We start from the raw sequence: 20,778 nt of genomic DNA, 5'->3' as shown, positions 1-20,778 counted from the left end.
TCAACCATGCACAGTTATTCCAGTCTGGGGAGAGCGAATGCCCGAAAAGTACATCCCGATCCCGCTGAGAAAGATCATAGTCGATTCCATCCCGGATTTCGACCTCTATCTTAGCCAGAACAGCCGGTTTGTCCTTTACAAGAAGGGCAATTACAGGTTCGAGCAGGAGAACCTCGACTCCCTGATCGAGAACAATGTCAGCTCGATGTTCGTCCAGCTGTCCGATTACGGCCGTTTCGAGCGCTACAGCCGCAAAGCCGAGGGTCAGGGTAAAGACAAAAAGGATTCCGGGCGGATCGGGCAGGAAAGTCTATTACTGTTCCACAACGAATTGCGCGAACATTACTTTGTGATCGACCCCAAGGTCATTCCTGCCGGTGCGGTTCTCGATTTCCCGATATTCCTGCGCAACAGCTCCGAACTTCAAGCCATACCGGACAGTTGCCTGGACAGCGACTGCAGATGGGAATTCAAAGGAAAAGGCGACCTGGAGAACCAGGAGCTGTTCATCGGCCGCGAAAGCCTCCTCCGCTACCGGCAGATAGTCGAGCAGAGGCTGCGGGACATAGACACAGACAGTTCCGCCAACGGAAACCGGCTGCTGCTGAAAGCCGTCTCCCTGCGCGAGTTCACCAAGCTCATCCTCCAGGACCTTCTGGATGATCCGACCAGCAGCGCGCGGATGACCAGCCTGAAAAACGTGATCAACTACATGGTGGATTTCATCCTTCAGCACCGCAGCGCTTTCCACTCGCTGATGGTGATCCACTCTCACGACCTCTACACCTACGTCCATTCGGTCAATGTCTGCACGTTCAGCGTGGCACTGGGCGCCACCATCGGGCTGCCGCTTTATCCCGACATCTACATCCTGGGCCTGGGCGGGATGCTGCACGACCTGGGCAAGAAAAAGATCGACCCCGTAATTCTGAACAAGCCCGAGGCCCTGACAGAGGGGGAGAGCGAGACTGTCAGAAAGCATGTCATGCTCGGGGTGAACATGCTGCGCCAGCACAAGGATGTTCCCGAGGAGGTGGTGCGGATGGTGTTCGAGCACCACGAGCGGCTGGACGGCAGCGGATATCCGAGAAAACTGAAAGGCGAGCAGATTTCGATGTTCGGCCGGATCGCCGCGATCGTGGATGTCTACGACACAATGACCACGGACTACCCGTACCGGAAGAAATACCGGCCTTTCGACGCCCTGAACCACCTGCACCTCTGCTCCGGACAGTTCGACCCCAACCTGACCCGCGAGTTCATCCTCCTGCTCGGGCGCCAGTTCGAGCAGAACGGAATAGCCTGACTTTCACGGTTGCCATTAAACTCCGGGAAGGTTATTTTTCACCTCCGTGTTTCCACGGTTTACGCGTCCTCCCCCCATTCAAGGGTCAATAATTCTGTAACGTCAAGCCTTGGCCCGTTGTCTTAGTCTGTCGGGATGGCCGTTGTAAGGGCGCTTTTTTTGAACCGGTCCGGGCGCCCAGAGTATCAGATAGAAGACTGCAATCCCAGGGACAGGCGCACGGAGCGACACAGGGGACGGCGTTCTTTTCAAGAAGCGACAATCCGTTGCACGCCTGTAATCCGGCAAACCCGCATTTTATAAAATCTTCTGCTTACGGTGACACTGATGAACATCACTATCGACGGTTTGAGTAAAACTTACCGCGGTGGAATCCAGGCCCTGAAACGAATCGACCTGAAGATCGAGCAGGGACTGTTCGGCCTGCTGGGGCCCAACGGTGCGGGCAAGACCACCCTGATGCGGATCCTGGTGACTCTGCTCGAGCCCTCCACCGGCACAGCCCGCTATGGCGAACTTGACCTTAAGCGCGACCGGGCCAGGGTGCGCGCCTGCCTGGGCTATCTGCCCCAGCAGTTCAGCACGTTCCCCAAGCTGCGCACCTGGGAGTTCCTCTCCTACGCCGCCAGCCTGGCCGGCCTCAGGGGCGCCGCCCGGCGCGGGGCCGTGGAACGGATGCTCGAGACAGTGGGCCTGTACGAGGCCCGCGACCGCATGGCCGGCAAGCTCTCCGGCGGCATGAAACGCCGCCTGGGGATAGCTCAGGCCCTGATCGGCGAGCCGCGCGTGCTGGTGGTGGACGAACCGACTGTCGGCCTGGACCCGGAGGAGCGCCTTCGTTTCCGTAACATCCTGTCCGAGATGAGTTCACGGGATATGGTGATCCTGCTCTCGACCCATATCGTGGGCGACATCTCAAGCTCCTGCGAGCGCATGGCCATGCTCAACCACGGCGAACTGGTGTACGACGGTTCCCCGGAGGCGCTGGTGGCCGCCACCCGCGGGCACGCCTGGCTCGTTCACGCCCTGGACAGCGAGCTGGACAACCTCCGCGAGAACTGGTCCGTGATCTCGACCGTGCCGGCGGCGGACGGTTGGGAGGTGCAGGTGGTGGGTGACAAGCCGGACGGTTTCAACGCCGAGCCAATCGAGCCGAACCTCGAACATGCCTATGTGCATTTCCTGGAGCAGAAACTGGGCGAAAAGCTCGATCACGACGACGCGGACTGACTCCGGCTCCCGGCGCGGGAAAGATGACGCGCTGAACTAAATCACAGAGGTTGCGACAATGACACTCATCCAAGCCATTCTGGCCGTGGCCCGTTTCGAGGCCAAAATCCTGTGGCGGAGCTGGTTTTTCCGCATCTTCGCCCTGCTGTTCATGATCCTGATCGGCCTGTTCGATTTCTTCATGTTCTGCTTCGAGCGCTCGGCCCGCTGGATGTTCTACGGCATGGCGGGCGGCATACCCTACGCCGACCTGCTGTTCCTGAACATCCTGCAGGCGGTGGTGGCCATTTTCCTGGCCTCGGATTTCCTCAAGTTCGACCGTAAGCTGGACACCACGGATGTGATCTACATGCGCTCGATGACCAACGCCTCCTACGTGCTGGGCAAGGTCCTGGGCGTGCTGGCCGTTTTCATGCTGCTCAACGGCGCAGTGCTGGCCGAGGCCGCGGTGTTCAATCTGTTTTTCGCCGAGGCCCCGTTCATCTGGCAGGCCTATGTGTTCTATCCACTCATTATAAGCCTGCCCACCCTGGTGTTCATCTTCGGCCTGACTTTCCTGCTGATGATCCTTGTGCGCAGCCAGGCCCTGGTGTTCGTACTGCTGCTGGGTTACATCGCCGCGGTGATGTTTTTCCTGCAGGACAACGCGTTCAGGCTGTTCGACTACACCGCTTTCAACCTGCCGCTGGCCTGGTCCGATTTCACCGGCCTGGGAGATATATCCCTGGTGTTGATGCAGCGTGGGTTCTACCTGTTGAGCGGCCTGGCCCTGGTGCTTGTCACCGCCCTGCTCCTGCGCCGTCTTCCGCAGACCCGCATTGTCAGTATCCTGTGCGCGGCCGGTGCGGCGCTCTGCGTGGCCGGCGCGCTGAGCCTGGCCCTGGCCTATGTGAACAATTTCCGCAGCGGCAGCCTCCTGCGCAGCCGCATGCTGGCCATGAACGACAAGTACGCTTCCCAGCCCCGTGTCTGTGTGACCGGGGACAGGCTCGAACTGGAGCACCGCGGGACTGGCCTGTCCGCCAGCGCGGCCCTGAGCCTGACCAATCGCAACGACAGTCCGCTGGACCAGTACCGGCTGAGCCTGAACCCCGGGTTCACGGTTAAAAGCGTAACCCGCAACGGAGCGGATATTCCGTTCGAGCGTGAGCTGCACCTGCTGCTCATCCACCCGTCCCAGGCGCTGGCCCCGGGCGCGGTGGACTCACTGCGGATTGCCTACGAGGGCGCGCCGGACCAGCAGGCCTGCTACCTGGACATCCCGGACTCGGTCCGCTACAGCCCGAACCGGCCGGTTTTCTTCTGCCTGGGCAAAGCTTATGCTTTCGTGCAGCCGGACTACCTTCTGCTCACCCCGGAGGACGGCTGGTATCCCACGTCCGGCCTGCCCGCCGGACCCGGCCTGCCCACGGATGACTACCAGGACTTCACCGCTTTCAGCCTGAGCCTGACCACTGCGGCTGGCCTCAACGCCACCGCGCCCGGCGCGCGCGACAGCCTGGGCGGCGGCAAGTACCGTTTCAGCCCCGAGGAGCCCCTGCCACGTTTCAATGTGACCGCGGGACGCTACGATTGCCTGTCGATCTCCACGGATAGCCTGAGCTACAGTATTTTTATCCTGCGCGGGCATGATTTCTTTTCCAGCCAGTTCAAAGAGCTGGGCGCCAAGCTTCCCGAAGAGCTGAAGAAATTCAAGAACGACCTGGAAAACAAGCTGGGTCTGGATTATCCGTTCCCCAGGTTCACCCTGGTCGAGACCCCGCTCCAGTTCTGCGACTACAACCGTCCCTGGCTCAGCGCCAACGAGTCCATCCAGCCCGAGCAGGCCCTCCTGCCCGAAAAGGGACTCCTGATGGAAGGGATGGATTTCCGGTCCATGAACTACTGGCGCAGCCAGAGCATGTCCCGGCGGGGACAGAGCGAATCGCCCGAGGACGCCGCCCGCAACAGCCTGAACATGATCCTTTCGAGCAATTTCGGCGGCGGCAACCAACGCGGGATGTTCATGCGGGCGTTCCGCCGCTCCTCCGGCGGCAATATCTCGCTGCAACGCCTGGCCATGTCGGTCTTCGGCTCGGGCTCGGAGACGCAGACGTTCAACCAGTTCCCGCAGTTCTATGGTTTCCCGGGGCGGCTTTCCTCTAAAGACCACGTGGTTTTCAACCTGGCTTTCGAGCAGTACCTGCTGTCGCTCCTGAACACGGACACCAACCCGTTCCGCCGGATGATGCTGGGCATCTCGGTGGAGGAGGAGGCGAACCTCCTGCTGGCCAAGCAGTCCCTTTCCGAGGTCCTGGCCGACCCGGAGGACGCTGTCCTGCGCCTGGGGGTGCTCTCCTCCAAGAGCCAGATCCTGTTCGGCCTGGTGGAGGCCCGCCTGGGGCAGAAACCGTTCCAGGAGTTCCTGCACAGCCAGCTCAATAAATTCCGTCACCAGGTCCTGCCCACTGCGGTGCTCTTGGACAGCCTGAAAGCCCGGTTCGAGATCGACCTGGACAGCCGGATGGATGCCTGGCTTAACTCGAAAAGCATGCCGGCGTTCCTGTTCGCCGGCAGCGACTGCCGCGAGGTGCTGCAGGACAACCAGACCCGCTACCAGCTCAGTTTCAAGGTGCAGAACACGGGTGACGGCGAGGGTCTGATCCAGGTGGATGCCAGCCGTCCGCGGGGCGGCCCCGGGTTCCGGCCCGGACCGGACAACAGCTCCTCCGAGGAGAAACACCTCTACGCGATCCCGGCCGGAGCGGCGCGGAAAATCTCGCTGCTGGTGGATGAGGCCCCGGGCAACATGCGGGTCAACACTTTCGTCTCGCTCAACATCCCGGCCGAGGTGAACCTTCACCTGGGCGAGCCGGTCGAGGACCACAAGGCCGCGCCGTTCGAGGGGGTCGAGGAAATCCAGGGGCCGCTGAGCCTGGAGGAGCCGGGGACAATCGTGGTGGACAACGAGGACCCGGGGTTCAAGATCGAGCAGCGGGCCAGCGAGGGACGCCTGAAAAAGCTGTTTTCGCGCAACGGGCAGAAAACCAAGGACGAGTACGCCGGGATCTGGTTCTGGAATCCACCCGCCCAGTGGACCGCCACGGCCAATTCCGATTTCTACGGCCTCTACCGTCACAGCGCCAGCTACATAAAGGCCGGCTCGGGCGACAACAAGGTCTCCTGGACCGCCAAGCTGCCCAAGAGCGGCCAGTACGACGTGTTCGTGTACATCACGGTGTTCGACGTGCCCTGGATGCGTCGCGGCCCCGGCGGAGCCGGCAATTTCGTCCTCGTGGATGACTTCCATTTCAGCGTGCATCACGATGACGGGACGGAAGAAGTGGAGATCGACGCCAGCGCGGAAAACACCGGCTGGGTGCTGTTGAAGGACTGGTATTTCTCGCAGGGCGACGCCGTGGTGGAGCTGTCCGACCAGAGCAAGGGACGGATCGTGTACGCGGACGCCGTGAAATGGGTGGAGCACAAATGAGAAAGCGAGCCGAAAGATGAACTCCCCGACAAGACTGCAACGCGCCGCGGGGTGCGCCCTGGCCTGCCTGTGCACCCTGAGCGTGCTCTGGTCGCCGGGCCGGGCGGCCACCACACTGACCCTGGACACGGCCCTGGAGACCGCGTTCGGGAACAGTCCCGACATCCTGAGCACCAAGCTCGACCTGGAGCGCTCCAGCGAGCTGCTACGCGCCCAGCAGGCCGCGCTCAAGAGCCAGTTCAGCCTGACCCTGAACCCGATCACCTACTCCAGGGACAAGACTTTCAACCCGATGTTCTCGGTCTGGAGCAGCAACGACTCGAAGAGCACCTCCTCCCGGTTCACGATCAGCCAGCCGCTGATCCAGACCGACGGCACGTTGAAACTGACCAACACCCTGAACTGGCAGAACTCGATCAGCGATTACAACGAGGTGCGCAACAAGAGCTACACCAACAACCTGCTGCTCAGCTACACCCAGCCTCTGTTCACCTACAACCGCACCAAGCTGGCCACCCGCCGTCTGGAGCTGAGCCTGGAGACCACCCGCCTGGCCTACGGCGTGCAGCGGCTGAGCATAGAGCGCCAGGTGACCCAGGCTTTCTACAATGTCTACGAGAGCAAGCTGAGCCTGGAGATCGCCCGCGAGGAACTGGCCAACCGTCAGGCCAGCTACGACATCATCCGCAACAAGGTCGAGGGCGGCCTGGCCGCGCGCCAGGAGCTGTACCAGGCCGAGGTTGACCTGTCCAGCAGCCGTTCCACCGTGCAGAGCGGCGAGATGCAGCTGGCCAACAACCTCGACCGTTTCAAGCTCCTGATCGGCATCCCGCTGGATGAGGAGATCACGGTGGAGGCGGATGTCACCTGGCAGCCGGTCGAGGTGGACCTGAAAAAGGCGCTGGACCACGGCCTGACCAGCCGCATGGAACTGCGCCAGCGCGACATCGACATCGAGAACGCCAAATTCGACCTGACCGAGACCGAGGCCCAGAACGAATTCCGCGGCGACATGACGGTCAACTACGGCATCAAGGGCAACGACGAGTCGTTCTCCAACATGTACGACAAGCCCACACGAAACCAGGGGGTGAGTCTCCAGTTCGACATCCCGCTCTGGGACTGGGGCGAGAAAAACCACCGGGTCAAGGCCTCGATGGCCTCGATCCGCAAGACCCGGCTCTCGTCGGACAACCAGCGCAACAACATCACCATCGGGGTGCGCGAGGCCTACCGTTCGCTGCAGAACTCGGCCACCCAGATCGACCTGGCCGAGCTGGGGGTGAAAAACGCCCAGCTCACCTATGAGATCGACCTGGAACGCTACAAGAACGGCGACCTGACCAGCATGGACCTGAACCTGAGCCAGAACCAGCTGTCGCAGAAAAAGATCGCACGGGTCCAGGCCCTGATCGACTACCGCCTGGCCCTGCTGAACCTGAAGATCGAGTCGCTGTACGATTTCGAAAAGAACCACTCTGTGCTGAACGATATCGAGACCGATCCGCTCGGAGACGGCGACAAGAAATAACTTCGGCATACGAAGTGAAAGACTGCTGAAACCATATAAGGAGCGAAAAGTGAAAACTGCATTCCGGGCCTTACCCTGGCTCGTGCTGCTGGCGGCGGCCTGCGGGAGCCAGCCCTCGACGAGCCAGTCGGACGTGGAGATACCGGTTTCGGTGGAAGAGGTGGCGAAAAAGCCCATCGAGGAGTTCGTGATCGCCACCGGGACAGTCAACGCCGACGGTGACGCCAGCATGGTCAGCGAGACCGCCGGTTTCTACCGCCTGGGAATCAACTCGTCCACCGGCAAGGAGTTCGCTCTGGGCGACCGGGTTAGAAAAGACCAGATCGTGGTCTTCCTGGACAACCCGGAGCAGGAGAACGATATCCGGATCGAAGTCAAGAAAATGGCCATGGAGAGCGCCCAGCGGGAGTTTGAAAAGCAGAAGTCGATTTTCGAGAAAGGCGGCGTGACCGAGCGCGACCTCAAGACTGCCGAGCAGACCGCCATCGACTCGCGCTACAGTTTTGAAAACGCACAGATGCAACTGGCCAAGCTCAAGGTGAAAGCCCCGTTCGACGGGCTGATTGTGGAGCTGCCATATTTCACCCGCGGGGTGAAAGTCAACCAGAACACAACCCTGTTCCGGGTGATGGACTACAGCCGCCTGAACCTGGATGTCAGCCTGCCGGGCAAGCTGCTGGGCAAGATCCAGACCGGGCAGAACGCGCGGGTGATGAACTACTCCATCCCGGACAAGGTGCTCGACGGCCGCGTGACCGAGGTCTCCCCGGCCCTGGCAAGCGACACCCGGGCTTTCCAGGCCAGCCTCCAGATCGACAACCCGGAGCAGGTCCTGCGTCCCGGCATGTTCGTCAAGGCCGAGATCGTGACCGCCCGCGCCGACAGCGCCGTGGTGATCGACAAGGACATCATCCTCACGCGCGGCAACCGGCGCATCCTCTACGTGGTCAACCGCGGGATCGCCCAGGAGCGCCGGATCACCCTGGGCCTGGAGAACCCGGACCAGGTGCAGGTCACCGAGGGCCTTGACCCTCAGGACCGCCTGGTGGTCAAGGGGTTCGAGACGCTGCGCGACGGTTCCAGGGTGAAAATCACCCAGTGAGCGGCCCCCGGGCCGTAAATTCCAGCACACAAGCCAGGTGTTCAGGATGAAGAAGATAGTGCAGTTTTCGGTGGATTACCCGGTCACGATCCTGATGCTCGTCCTGGGGGTCCTGCTCCTGGGCTACATCTCGTTCACCCGTCTGGGTATGGACCTCTACCCCGAGATGCAGAGCCCGAAGATATACGTGGAAATCACCTCCGGCGAGCGCCCGCCCGAGGAGATGGAGCGCCAGTTCGTCAAGGACGCCGAGGCCCTGGCCAGCCGCCAGAAAGGCGCGGTGCACGTTTCCTCGGTCTGCCGGGTCGGTTTCGCCCGTGTCACCGTGGAGTACGCCTGGGGCACGGACATGGACGAGGCCTTTCTGTCCGTGCAGAAATCCCTGGGCGACCTGAAGCAGAACACCGAGATCGACGAGCTCACGGTCTCGCGCCAGGACCCTAACGCAACGCCCGTGATCGTGGTCGGGCTGAGCAACCCGCAGATCGACGACATGGACGAGCTGCGGAGGGTGGCCGAGAACTACATCCGCAACGAGCTGGTGCGCCTGGAGGGTATAGCGGATGTGAAACTCCTGGGACAGGAGGAAAAAGAGGTCCAGGTCCAGACCGACGACTACCTTCTGCAGGCCCACAATCTGACCCAGAGCGATGTCGCCTCCAAGATCGGCGAGTACAACCGCTCGATCTCGGGCGGCTCGCTGGTGGAGATGGGCACCAAGTACGTGATCAAGGGCGTGAGCGAGTTCACCTCGCTGGACGACATCGGCAACGTGGTCCTGGCCTGGAAGGATGAATCCACGGCAAGCAGCGGCAGCGGGAGCACTGCCTCCCCCGCAGCGGGAGCCGCCGCGGGGGGAAGCACCTCGGTCACGGACCAGCGCACCCCCGTTCTGCTCAAGGACATCGCCACTATCACCCTGGCGGCCAAGAAACCGGACAACATCGTGTACCTGGACGGCAAGCGGGCGATGGCCCTGGCCGTGTACAAGGAGACCCGCTTCAACACGGTCAAGGCGGTGGAGCAGTTCAACACGGCCCTGAAGACCCTGCGCCAGGCATTGCCCGGCTACGAGCTGACCGTGATCGAGAACAGCGGCCAGTTCATCAGCGGCTCGGTGGATGAGTTGGAGCAGAGCGCCCTGTACGGCATCCTGCTGGCCGTGATAGTGCTATTCGTGTTCCTGCGCCGGGTCGGGGCTACGCTCATCATCAGCCTGGCCATCCCGATCTCGATTGTGGCCACGTTCAACCTGATGTATTTCAACGGCCTGACCCTCAACCTGATGACCCTGGGAGGACTGGCCCTTGGGGCGGGCATGCTGGTGGACAACGCCATCGTGGTGATGGAGAACATCTCGCGCCACCTGGACGAGGGCCGCAGTCTGCGCGAGGCAGCGGTCCTGGGCACGAGCCAGGTGGGCGGGGCGATTATCGCCAGTACGGTCACGACCGTGGTGGTGTTCCTGCCCATTGTCTACCTGCAAGGGTTCTCCGGCGAGCTGTTCAAGGACCAGGCCTGGACCGTGGCCTTTTCGCTGCTTTCCTCTCTGGTGGTGGCGATCCTGGTGATGCCCATGCTGGCCACCCGCCTGCTGGGACGCAAGGGACGGCCGGAGGATTACGATTCGCGGGCCTTGCAGTTCTCGGGCTACCCACGGCTCCTGTCGGGCCTGGTGGCGCGTCCCTGGAGCGTGATCGGCGCGGCGCTGGCCCTGATCGCCCTGACCGCCGCTTTCATACCCAAGCTCAAGAGCGAGTTCATCCCCCGCACCGACCTGGGCGATTACACTGTCGACCTGCACCTGCCCGAGGGCACCGAGCTCTACCGCACCGCCGGTACGGTGAACGGCATCGAGAAACAGATTCACGAGCTGCTGGGTGGCTCTCTGCGCTCGCTCTACAGCATCTCGGGCAAGTGGCGCGACACCGAGGGCGACATCTCGGAGGAGTTCGAGGACGAGAACACGGCCACGATCCGGGTCTTCCTGAACCGTGACAGCAGCCTGACCACCGAGCAGGCCATGGCCCGCACCTCCTCGATGCTCGGCCAGATTCCGGACCTGGAGGCCCGGGTCTACCAGGAGCAGACCACGCTCCAGATGGGCACGGGCAGCGAGCAGGCCCCGGTGGTGCTGGAGATCCGGGGCGAGGACCTCGACCGTCTGAAAGAGCTGACATTCCAGGCCCGGGACAAGCTGGCGGCCATCGACGGGCTGGAGAACCTCCAGACCAATTTCGACCAGGGCCGCCCGGAGATCGAGATCGTCCTGGACCGTATCCGCGCCGGCCTCTACGACATCGGCGTGCAGAGCGTGAGCACCCGCCTGAAGAATATCCTCTCCGGGGCGGATGCCGGCACCTGGGAGACCGGTGGCGAGGAGCGCAACATCACGGTGAAGCTGCCGCAGGCCAGCGTGAACTCGCTGGACATGATCCAGGTGACCCAGGGCAACAACAAGATCAGCCTGTACGAGGTGGCGGATGTGCGCCAGGAGATGGCCCCGGTGGCGATCTACCGCGAGGACCAGGAGCGCTGCGGCACGGTGAGCGCGCACCTTTCCTCCCGCACGACCATCGACCGGGCGGCCGAGAGTATCCGCGCCTCCCTGGCCGGGGTGGATTTCCCGCCCGAGTACTCCTGGCGCCTGACCGGCGAGGAACGCGACCGCCAGGAATCGTTCGCCAGCCTCAAGTTCGCCCTGTGGCTGTCGCTGATCCTGGTCTACAGGGTGCTGGCCTCGCAGTTCGAGTCCCTGGTCCAGCCGTTCACCATCGTGCTCTCCATCCCGCTGGCCTTTGTGGGGGCGCTCGGCATTTTCCTCATTCTGGGCCGTCCGCTCAACATCATGGCCTACATCGGAATAATCATGCTGGCCGGGATCGCGGTGAACAACGCGATCATCCTGGTGGACGCCATCGGACAGCTAAGGCGCGAGGGCCTGGCCCGTCACGAGGCGATCCTCGAGGCCGGGCGCCGGCGTATCCGGCCGATCCTGATGACCAGCCTGACCACGATCCTGGCCCTGCTGCCGCTCACCTTCGGGTTCGGCGAAGGCGCATCGCTGCGCGCACCCATGGCCCTGGCCGTGATCGGCGGCATGGTGACCTCCACCGCCCTGACCCTGGTGGTCATTCCCTGTGTCTATCTGGTGTTCGACCGTCTGGTGGAGGCATTGTTCCCCGGACGGGCCGACCACTCTTACTGAGATAACGAATCATGGGCCTGATAGAAACCATCGTACGCCGTAAAGTCCTGGTCTCGATGCTGTTCATCGGGACATGCCTGCTGGGCGTGATCTCCTACCGCAACCTGCCCCTGGAGATCATGCCGGATGTGGACCTGCCGTTCCTGATCGTGCGCGTAAGCTCGCGCTACGAGGTCAACCCGGAGTACCTGGAGCGCAAGGGGGTGGTCCCGCTGGAGGGGGCGGCCGGCTCGATGGCCGGGCTGAACAAGCTGGAGTCGCGCATCGACCAGCGCAGCGGCACCATCTTCGCCTATTTCGACCGCGGCGTGGACATGAACCTGGCCTACCTCGACCTCCAGGAGCGGGTGGAGGCGCTCACCTCCTCGCTGCCCGAGGAGTTCCAGGTCAGCGTGCTCAAGGTGGACACCGAGCGGCTGTCCAACATGTTCATGCGCCTTCAGGTGCGCGGCTCGGGCGGGCTGGAGCGTCTGCGCGCGCTGATCGACGAGAAGATCCAGCGTGAGTTTTCCAGCATCGAGGGCGTGGCCAACGTGGATGTCACCGGCGGCCGCAGCGAGACCGTGGAGATTTCACTCGCCCCCGAGGCGGCCGAGGCCTACAACATGTCTCCCGGGCGGGTGCGCAGCCTGATCGCCGCCGGCAACCTGGACAAGACCTTTGTCGGGCGGGCCTATGATGGCGACCGGGTCTATTTCGTCAACCTGCAGTCGGACTACGACAAGGTGCTCAAGCTGGAGCAGCTCGTAGTGGACGCCAAGGGTCCGGTGCTGCTGGGCGACATAGCGGACATCACTTTCGGGCTGAAAGACCAGACCACGGTCAGCCGGGTCAACGGTAAGGATGCGATCACGCTGCAACTGGTGCGGGATGCCAACGTGAACCTGATCGCCCTGTCGCGCGCCGTGCGCGCCAAGGTGGACGAGCTCAACCGCAGCCTGGCCTCGCAGGATGTCCAGATCGTGATCCAGAGCGACACCGGCGAGGACATGCAGAAAAACCTGGACCTGATCCTCAACCTGGCCCTGACCGGCGGCCTGCTCTCGGTGCTGATCCTCTGGTTTTTCATGCGTAACCTGCGCCTGGTGACCGTGGTGCTGCTGGCCATCCCGGTCTCGATCCTGACCGCGTTCAATTTCTTCTACGGCTACCATATCTCGCTCAACAGCCTGACCCTGGTGGGCATGGCCCTGGCTGTGGGCATGCTCCTGGACAACAGCGTGGTCGTGCTGGAGAACATCTATCGACTGGTTTCCCTGGGCAAAGGACGGGACATCGCCGTGACCCAGGGCACGCGCGAGGTCTGGCGCTCGATTGTGGCCTCCACCCTGACCACGATCACCGTGTTCCTGCCGTTCGTTTTCGCCGATGATTTCATGATCCGGTTGATCGGGCGCAACGTGGGGGTGTCGATAGTCTCCACCCTGCTGGTCTCGCTGGTGGTGGCCCTGCTGCTGGTCCCCATGCTGGCCCACGCCCTGCTGGACCGCAAGACCAAACCCATCTCGTTCAACCGGGTCTCGCAGAAAAACCGGGCCGTGCAGATTTACACCCTTCTGCTCAAGACCGGCATGCGCTACCCGGTGCCCACGATCCTGGGCACGGCGCTGGTGTTCTTCGCCAGCATCGTGATCTGCATGGGCCTGAGCCTGGATGTGCCACGACAGGCCGAGCAGAGCGAGCTGACTGTTTACCTGACCATGCCGCGCGGGGCCACCCTGGAGACCACCGACCTGGCCGCCTCCAAGCTGGAGTCCCGCCTGGACAGCATCCCCGAGGTCCAGGACAGGGTCACCACGGTCTACGAGGATGAGGCCACAGTGACCCTGCAGTTCAAGAAAGATTACGAGAAAACCTTCCACCGTGACATCCAGGCGATCCGCTCCGAGGTCGGGCGCCGGATCGACAATTTCGGCACCGGGGATGTCAGCCTGACCGAGCCCTCCTCCAGCACTCGCTTCTCGGGCGGTATGGGCGGCGGGCAGATGGCCTCGTTCGAGCGGCTGTTCGGAATCGGCAACCAGCAGGAAAAGGTTGTGATCATGGGCAACGATTTCGACCTGCTGCGCAAGGTGGCCGATGACGTGCAGTACGTGCTGGAGCACAACGAGAGTATCAGCCGGGCGCGCCAGAACATGTCGGGCAGCCGTCCGGAAGTGCATGTCCTGCTGGACCACCGTCTGCTGAGCTACTACTCGATCCCCCTGACCAGCGTGACCACCGAGCTGGCCTCGTTCCAGAAAGAGGTCACCAGCGGCACCATGTTCAAGCAGGGTGACATCGAGTACGACATCGTGATCCGCACGGATGAGCCCGAGAAAGAGCGCACCTTCCGCGACCTGGAGGACCTGCGCATCTCCACCTCCGCGGGCGGCGAGTTCTACCTGTCGCAGCTCAGCCGGATCGTGTTCGCCTCCGACCTGTCTCAGATCACCCGCCTGAACCAGGAGAACCGGGTCGAGGTGAGCTACTCGTTCCGGGATGAGATCACCGACTCGAAAAGCCTGCTCCAGGCCTCCCGCGACGGCATCGACCAGTTGATGGCCTCGATGACCCTGCCGCCGGGCGTGGCCCTGCAGGTGGAGCATGAGGAGAACCAGTACAAGGATTTCTATTTCCTGATCGCCGCGGCCTTTATCCTGATCTACATGATCCTGGCCTCGACTTTCGAGTCGCTGACCGCGCCGCCGGTGATCCTGTTCACCATCCCGCTGGCCACTATCGGCGCTTTCTGGGGCCTGATCCTGACCGGCAACTCGCTGAACAACGCCAACTCGATGGTCGGGTTCCTGATCCTGCTGGGCGTGGTGGTGAACAACGGGATCATCCTGATCGACTATACAAAGATCCTTCGCTCGCGCGGGTTTCGCCGCAGCCGCGCCCTGATGACCGCCGGCCAGGCCCGTCTGCGTCCGATCCTCATCACCGCGGCGACCACCATCGTGGGCATGCTGCCGCTGGCCATGGGCAAGGCCGAGTACGTGACCCAGGTGGGTGCGCCGTTCGCGATCACGGTGATCGGGGGCCTGAGCCTGAGCACCCTGTTCACCCTGGTGTTCATCCCCACGGTCTACTCGGGCCTGGAGTCGATGCTGGCCTGGCTGCGCACCCTGAGCCTGCGGCTGAAGATCGGGCAGGCGCTCGTGTTCGCCGGGCTGTGTGCGCTCATCTGGTGGGGCGTGGACAGCCTGCTCTGGCGCGGGGTCTGGCTGTTCCTGGCCGCCACCGCGGTGCCGGGCGTGACATGGTTTACCCTGAGCAGCCTGCGTCAGGCGCGTGAGGACGTGATCGAGCGCGGCACGTCGCTCACTATCGGCATCCGCCGTCTGGTGAAAGTCTACGACAGCTACGGGCGGTTTGTCCGGGAGTGGAAAAAAGCCGAACGCATGGAGCAGCTTCGCGGCCCGATCCGGGTCTATCGCTCCTGGCGCGACCTGGACAGCCTGCAATGGCAACTGCCCATTTTCGGCTTCGGTGTGTACTACGTGTTCTTTTATTTGCAAAGCCATTTCTGGATCGTGGTGCTGAGCGTGGTCCTGCAAGTGTTTCTGCTGTCGGGCCTCAAGCCGGTGCGCGCCTGGCTGGACTACCGCGCCGGCTCACGCGGCGGAGCGCAGGAGGGCTCGAAATTCGCCCGGCGCCTGGCCCTGGTGTTGTTCTGGCTGCCGCCGGCGCTCTGCCTGGGCTCGTACCACCAGATGGGTTTCAAGCTGCCGGGGATAATTTTCGTGGCCACGCTCTGGTACGCGGGCCTGGCGGTCAAGGCCGCCTCCGACCGCCTGTACGGCCAGAAAATCAACATCATGCGCCTGAGCGGCCATCTGGTCTGGCTGCGCATGAATTTCTACCGTCTGGTGCGCATGGTCCCGGTGATCGGCCGCAAGCGCACCCCGTTCAAGGCGCTGGACAGTGTTTCGCTGGAGATAGAAAGCGGGATGTTCGGCCTGCTGGGCCCGAACGGCGCGGGCAAGACCACCCTGATGCGCGTGGTCTGCGGCGTGCTGGACCAGAGCTACGGCACGGTGCGGATCAACGGGATCAGCTACGATGAGAAGCGCGAGGAGCTGCAGGGGCTGATCGGCTACCTGCCGCAGGAATTCGGCACCTACGATAACATGAGCGCCCGCGAGTTCCTCGACTACATCGCGATCCTCAAGCGTATCTACGACAGCGAGGAACGGCTGAAGCGGGTGGACTACGTGCTGGGCGCGGTGCACCTGACCGAGCAGGCCGAGCGCCGGATCGGCTCGTTCTCGGGCGGCATGAAACAGCGTATCGGCATCGCCATGACCTTGCTGCACCTGCCGCGTATCCTGGTGGTGGATGAGCCGACCGCGGGCCTCGACCCGCGCGAGCGCATCCGTTTCAGGAACCTGTTAGTCGAGCTTTCGCGCGAGCGGATCGTGATCTTCTCGACCCACATCATCGAGGACATCTCCAGCTCCTGCAACAAGGTGGCCGTGCTGGACCGCGGCGCCATGCACTACCTGGGCGACCCGCAGGACATGACCCGCGCCGCCCAGGGGCATGTCTGGCAGTTCAACCTGGAGCCGCAGGAGTTCCAGGCCGCGCGCGAGAGCCTGCGTATCGTGCACCACATGCGCGTGGAGGACAAGATACGGGTGCGCTGCCTGAGCGACCAGTCGCCGCGCCCGGATGCGATCCAGGCCCAGCCCACCCTGGAGGATGCCTACCTCTGGCTGCTGGGACGGGACCCGGAGAGCGCGCAGAAAAAGATGAAGGCCAAAAAGACGGGTGCGGCCGCGCCCAAGGAGAGCTGAGCATGCCCTGGCGTCGAACCATACACAACTGGGCCGTGCTGGCCGGCTCGCTGGTCCGCTACAACCTGAAAATCATTTTCGGCGGCAAGTTCGTCTATTTCCTGGGGGCCGCGGTTTTCATTTTCCTGGCCGTGACCGGGATCAACCTCTACAACGCCCAGTCGACCCCGGGGGCGAGCAATGTCTTTCCACTGCTGCTGGTGCCGGGCCTGCTGCTGATGTTCTACCCCAGCACGTTCGGCATCCAGAACGACCTGGACAGCCGCATGCTGGAGATACTGTTCGGCATCCCCAACTACCGCTACAAGGTCTGGCTGCTGCGCCTGGCCCTGGTGTTCCTGCTTACCGCGGCGATAGTGTGGGTGCTGGCGGGGCTGGCCTCGCTGGTGCTGGTGCGGTTCAACCTGGGCGCGATGGTGCTGCAGGTGATGTTCCCGGTGGTGTTCCTGGGCTGCCTGGCGTTCATGATCTCGACCCTGGTGCGCAGCGGCAGCGGCACGGCGGTGCTGGTCTCGATCATCAGCTTCTTTTTCTGGATCGGACGGCCCGATTCGGCCATCTCCAACTGGAAATGGAACATCTTCCTCAACCCCTACGACCTGCCGCGGGATGCCAACCCGGCCGCCTGGGCCGATATCGTGCTCACCAACCGGGTGATCCTGGCCTGCGCCGCGGCGGCGGCCCTGCTCTACGGCCTGCTCAACCTACAGCGGCGCGAGAAATTCCTGGGCTGAAAACGAGCAGGGGCAAGGCGCGCCGTGCCCTTACGCAATTATATCGATCCATACAAAGAAAAGGGGCGGGTTCGAAACCCGCCCCTGCTTTTTACAGCGTCGTTTTTCAACTACATCGATCTATCCCCTACTTCAACTCCACCCGCACTGTCCCCTGGCCGGACTCGAACATGAAACAACCGTTCGCCCCCACCTTTCCCTGTGTCAGCGGCTTGCCCTCCAGGCTCACACTCACTGCACCGCCCGGCTCCAGTCCAGCGATAAGGTGCCGTACGTCGGAGCCGTCGCTGTTGTACTCCAACTTCTTCGAGGACAACGAATCATCACGCAGGGCTACATTCCAACCCGGGAGGCTCACTGTCAACCAACCCTTATCTTTTGAGGCCACGCCTGTGCCGCCGAGCTGCGCGCTTCCCGGATAGACCAGTAGCAGATGCAGGAACTCGGTCTCGGCCGAGGTGTCCGGGGCGCTCACCTCCACGCGCCAGGCCCCGGCCTCCACATCCCCCTCTTTCTCCCCGATCGGGTAGTTTGCCCCGTTGACCTCGAACTCATGCCCCGGCCCGCCGACCTTGATAATACGCGGATTGACCGGAAGCAGGGTCATACAGAGCATGGAGCCGCTGTACCTGTCTCCGCCGCGCTTCACCCTGACCGTGAATTTGCCCACCTCCGGCTCCTCGATACTGTGCAGGAGGAACACTTTCTGGAACGTGGGGTCGCTGGAGCGCACCCGGTCGTGGACGATGAAACTGGCCACAGGGCCATCCCCGGGGCGGTTTTTAAGGAACACGAACGTGCGACGCACCAGCTCGACCTTGGGACCATAACCGCGGGTGGCGTCTCCGGTGACCAGGGCATACTGTCCTGCCGGATCCTCGGCGTGGGCCAGCACCCGGGCCAGATTGAAATCCGGCTCCGCGATACTCTCCAGTTTTTCCGGGTTGTCGCCCTCGCGTGGGTAGGGCATGCCGCCATCGGCCTGCACCGGGCGGCCCCGGTAGACCACTTTCTCGTCCGGGTCGCGGATCAGCAGGCAGTTGTGGGCGATTGTGCGCTGGTAGTACTGGAGCCAGTGGTCGGAATCGTAACCCGAGAGCGAGGCCTCGTACTCACCCGAGTCGATAGCCAGAGCGCCGCGGCAGTAAATCTGGAAACTAAGACGGTCCAGGTGGTCATGGTTCTTCACGTACAGCGGCATGACCTTGAACATGCCGACCACGTCGTCCCTGCCGCCCCAGCCGGTGCGGAACAGCAGCGTGCCGGCCGCCCCGCCAGACCAGCGCACGGTGGGCAACTCCTGCGGCCCGGCGGCCTTGCGCTCCGGGTCGCGCCAGATTATGTCGCTGATCGCGGTCCAGACCCGGTTGAGGTCGCGGCCCAGCAGATATTCGTTGAACAGCACCGGATCATCGTAACGCACCGCGGCGTAGAGCAGCATCTCGGACAGGGCCGGGCTGGTCCAGGCCTCCGCGGTGTCGTAGTACGGGAACGCCCCCTCTGGACGCCCTCGCGGGTCGCGGCGTGAGTTCTGGGGACGGTGGTCCAGCCAGTCATCGCCGTTACGCAGGAACTGGCCGTCCGGGCGGCGGGCGTAGACCCAGTAGCGCCCGGCCTGGGCCATGAACGGCAGCCGCGGGAACAGATCGAGGTCCGTGCCCTTGTACAGCTCACACAGGATACGCATGTCAGCCTGGTAGTGGGTCACCCCGTAGGAGGTGCCCTGCGAGGAGAGGCCCTCGCGGTAGAAAACGCTCTTTGCGGCGAGCTGGGTCTTGGCCACATTGACCGCCCGCTCGAAAATCGAAGGGTCCTCATCGTAGAACGCCAGTCCGGCCGGGATATGGGCATCCGCCATGTGGTTTACCAGGTGCCCGGCGTGCGGCGGCTGGGTCTCGAGGTCCTCTCCCCCGGCCAGGGCGAGCTGGGCGCGGATTCCGGCCAGAAGGCTGTCGTGCTCGGCGCGGGTGAACTGGTCGTGGCACCAGTCCCAGACCACGGCCTCGGGCCAGACCTTGTGCGTGGCCTCCCAATCATCCCCGTTGGGGGTGGCGGCCAGCTCCAGGGCCGCGGCGATGGCAGTGCGGGCGCTGGCCTGCTGACCGGTCACGAGATAGTGGAACGCGTTAGCCAGCATGCGCTCCTTGGCGCTCTTGTTCGTCAGGTTGCCCAGCACACCGGCCCAGGCCTCGGCATGGGTGGAGCCGATCCGGGCGCGCACGGTGGAAAGCTCCTCCGGCCGCACGTATAGGCGCGGCCTTTCCAGCCGTACCTTGCACTCGAACTGGAGCGGCTTGAGCTCGCCCAGCCAGTCCGGCGCTTTCCATTCCTGGGCCCGGGCCGCGGCTGTCACGCCCAGGGCAGTCAAAGCGAATGCAGCCAGCAGCTTTTTCATGTGCCGACCCTCCCCACCGGGTTGCAGGCAGGCCTCATTGAACGGGCAGGTTGAGCGCCTGGGTCACGGACATGCAGCGGCGGAATTTCTGCGGCACCCCCATGAGCGAATAAATGCCGCGGGTGAAACCGTACGAATCAATCTCGTGGGTCAGGAACACCAGGTCCACCCGCGGGGCCAGGGCGGCCAGCACCTCGGGCAGGTCGGTGAAACGCAGCGCGGTCAGGAAATAAGGGCCGTCCGCCAGGCTGGTCGTGGGCGAGTGCAGCACCACGCGGGTCACGCGCTCATCCAGCAGGGCGGCCCAGGCAGCCAGGATCGCCTGACGGCCCTCGCCGACCAGGGTCACCTCGCGGCAGTCTTTCATCTCCGGCCCCTCCAGGGCGAGCTGGATCGCGCAGAGGATGTCGTACAGGCGCATGTCATCCAGGGTGCGCCCCAGGATGAAAGCGTCCCGCTCGTAGCGCTTGAGCCGCTCGGCATCCCAGGATTCCACCCCGATCCCACGCGGGTAGAGCATGTGCAGGGCCACATTCTCCTGCGGCAGGGGGAACGGTTTCATGAACGACCAGAGCGAGTTGGCCGGTGTGTCGCCGGGCGAGGCGACATAGATCACCACCGAGCGCACCTTGTCCGCCCCCTGCGGGATATCGGACATCATGGCCACGTTGATCCCCGGCTCGGTGCCCACCGTGTACGGCGCACCCGGCGCGCCGGGCTTCATCTGCGGCCTGGGGCTTACCGGCATGTTGCGCAGCACTATCCCGCGCAAGTCCTGAATCAATTTGTCCCGCCGCGCCTGCCAGTCTTCCGCGCTGACGTACTCACCGGTTTTAGCCGCCGGGGTGAGGATTTCGTGCACCCGGGCGTTGATATTCTCGGGGTGCTTGGCGTAGATTCCGCCCAGGGCAGCCAACTGCTCATCCGGGACCAGCGTGGCCGGACGGCTGGTGATCCTGGACTTGCGTCCAAGCAGCATCAGGTCGCTGAACTCCACCGCTTTCTCGCGCTGCTCGGGG

Annotated in this window: 10 protein-coding genes; 8 read left to right on the top strand and 2 right to left on the bottom strand. The window is 63.1% G+C overall.

The window, feature by feature from the left end; translation table 11 throughout:
• Nucleotides 1-37 precede the first annotated feature (37 nt).
• The 8 genes from LLH00_11695 (at nt 38) to LLH00_11660 (ending at nt 17,364) form a co-directional block, all read left to right on the top strand.
• A complete protein-coding gene (locus LLH00_11695) occupies nt 38-1,306 on the top strand; it encodes an HD-GYP domain-containing protein (protein MCE5271929.1) in 1,269 nt (422 codons plus the stop codon).
• Nucleotides 1,307-1,633: 327 nt separating this feature from the next.
• Nucleotides 1,634-2,536: an ABC transporter ATP-binding protein gene (locus LLH00_11690; protein ID MCE5271928.1), complete on the top strand. Its 903-nt coding sequence runs from the start codon at nt 1,634-1,636 to the stop codon at nt 2,534-2,536.
• 58 nt (nt 2,537-2,594) lie between these two features.
• Entirely contained in the window at nt 2,595-6,008 is a 3,414-nt protein-coding gene (locus tag LLH00_11685) for a hypothetical protein (protein MCE5271927.1), read from the top strand.
• A gap of 16 nt (nt 6,009-6,024) precedes the next feature.
• The gene (locus LLH00_11680) at nt 6,025-7,539 is read left to right on the top strand and encodes a TolC family protein (GenBank protein MCE5271926.1); all 1,515 of its coding nucleotides are present in this window, start codon (nt 6,025-6,027) and stop codon (nt 7,537-7,539) included.
• Between the two features lie 49 nt (nt 7,540-7,588).
• Nucleotides 7,589-8,641 (top strand): efflux RND transporter periplasmic adaptor subunit, encoded by a 1,053-nt coding sequence (locus LLH00_11675; protein MCE5271925.1) that lies wholly within the window; start codon nt 7,589-7,591, stop codon nt 8,639-8,641.
• A 46-nt stretch (nt 8,642-8,687) separates the two neighbouring features.
• Complete coding sequence (locus LLH00_11670; GenBank protein ID MCE5271924.1) at nt 8,688-11,849, top strand: efflux RND transporter permease subunit; 3,162 nt, start codon at nt 8,688-8,690, stop codon at nt 11,847-11,849.
• Between the two features lie 11 nt (nt 11,850-11,860).
• The gene (locus LLH00_11665; GenBank protein ID MCE5271923.1) at nt 11,861-16,630 is read left to right on the top strand and encodes an efflux RND transporter permease subunit; all 4,770 of its coding nucleotides are present in this window, start codon (nt 11,861-11,863) and stop codon (nt 16,628-16,630) included.
• A gap of 2 nt (nt 16,631-16,632) precedes the next feature.
• Nucleotides 16,633-17,364, top strand: a complete 732-nt coding sequence (locus tag LLH00_11660; GenBank protein ID MCE5271922.1) for a hypothetical protein — start codon at nt 16,633-16,635, stop codon at nt 17,362-17,364.
• Between the two features lie 127 nt (nt 17,365-17,491).
• Here LLH00_11660 and LLH00_11655 read toward each other — a convergent pair whose 3' ends face one another.
• Nucleotides 17,492-19,759, bottom strand: coding sequence for a heparinase II/III-family protein (locus LLH00_11655; protein ID MCE5271921.1), 2,268 nt, complete (start codon nt 19,757-19,759; stop codon nt 17,492-17,494).
• A 34-nt stretch (nt 19,760-19,793) separates the two neighbouring features.
• Nucleotides 19,794-20,778 (bottom strand): hypothetical protein (locus LLH00_11650; protein MCE5271920.1); only part of this gene is annotated, 985 nt, incomplete at its 5' end.

Source organism: bacterium (genome assembly GCA_021372515.1).
Taxonomy (GTDB): Bacteria; Gemmatimonadota; Glassbacteria; order GWA2-58-10; family GWA2-58-10; genus JAJFUG01.
This window is presented reverse-complemented; position numbering and strand designations above follow the sequence as displayed.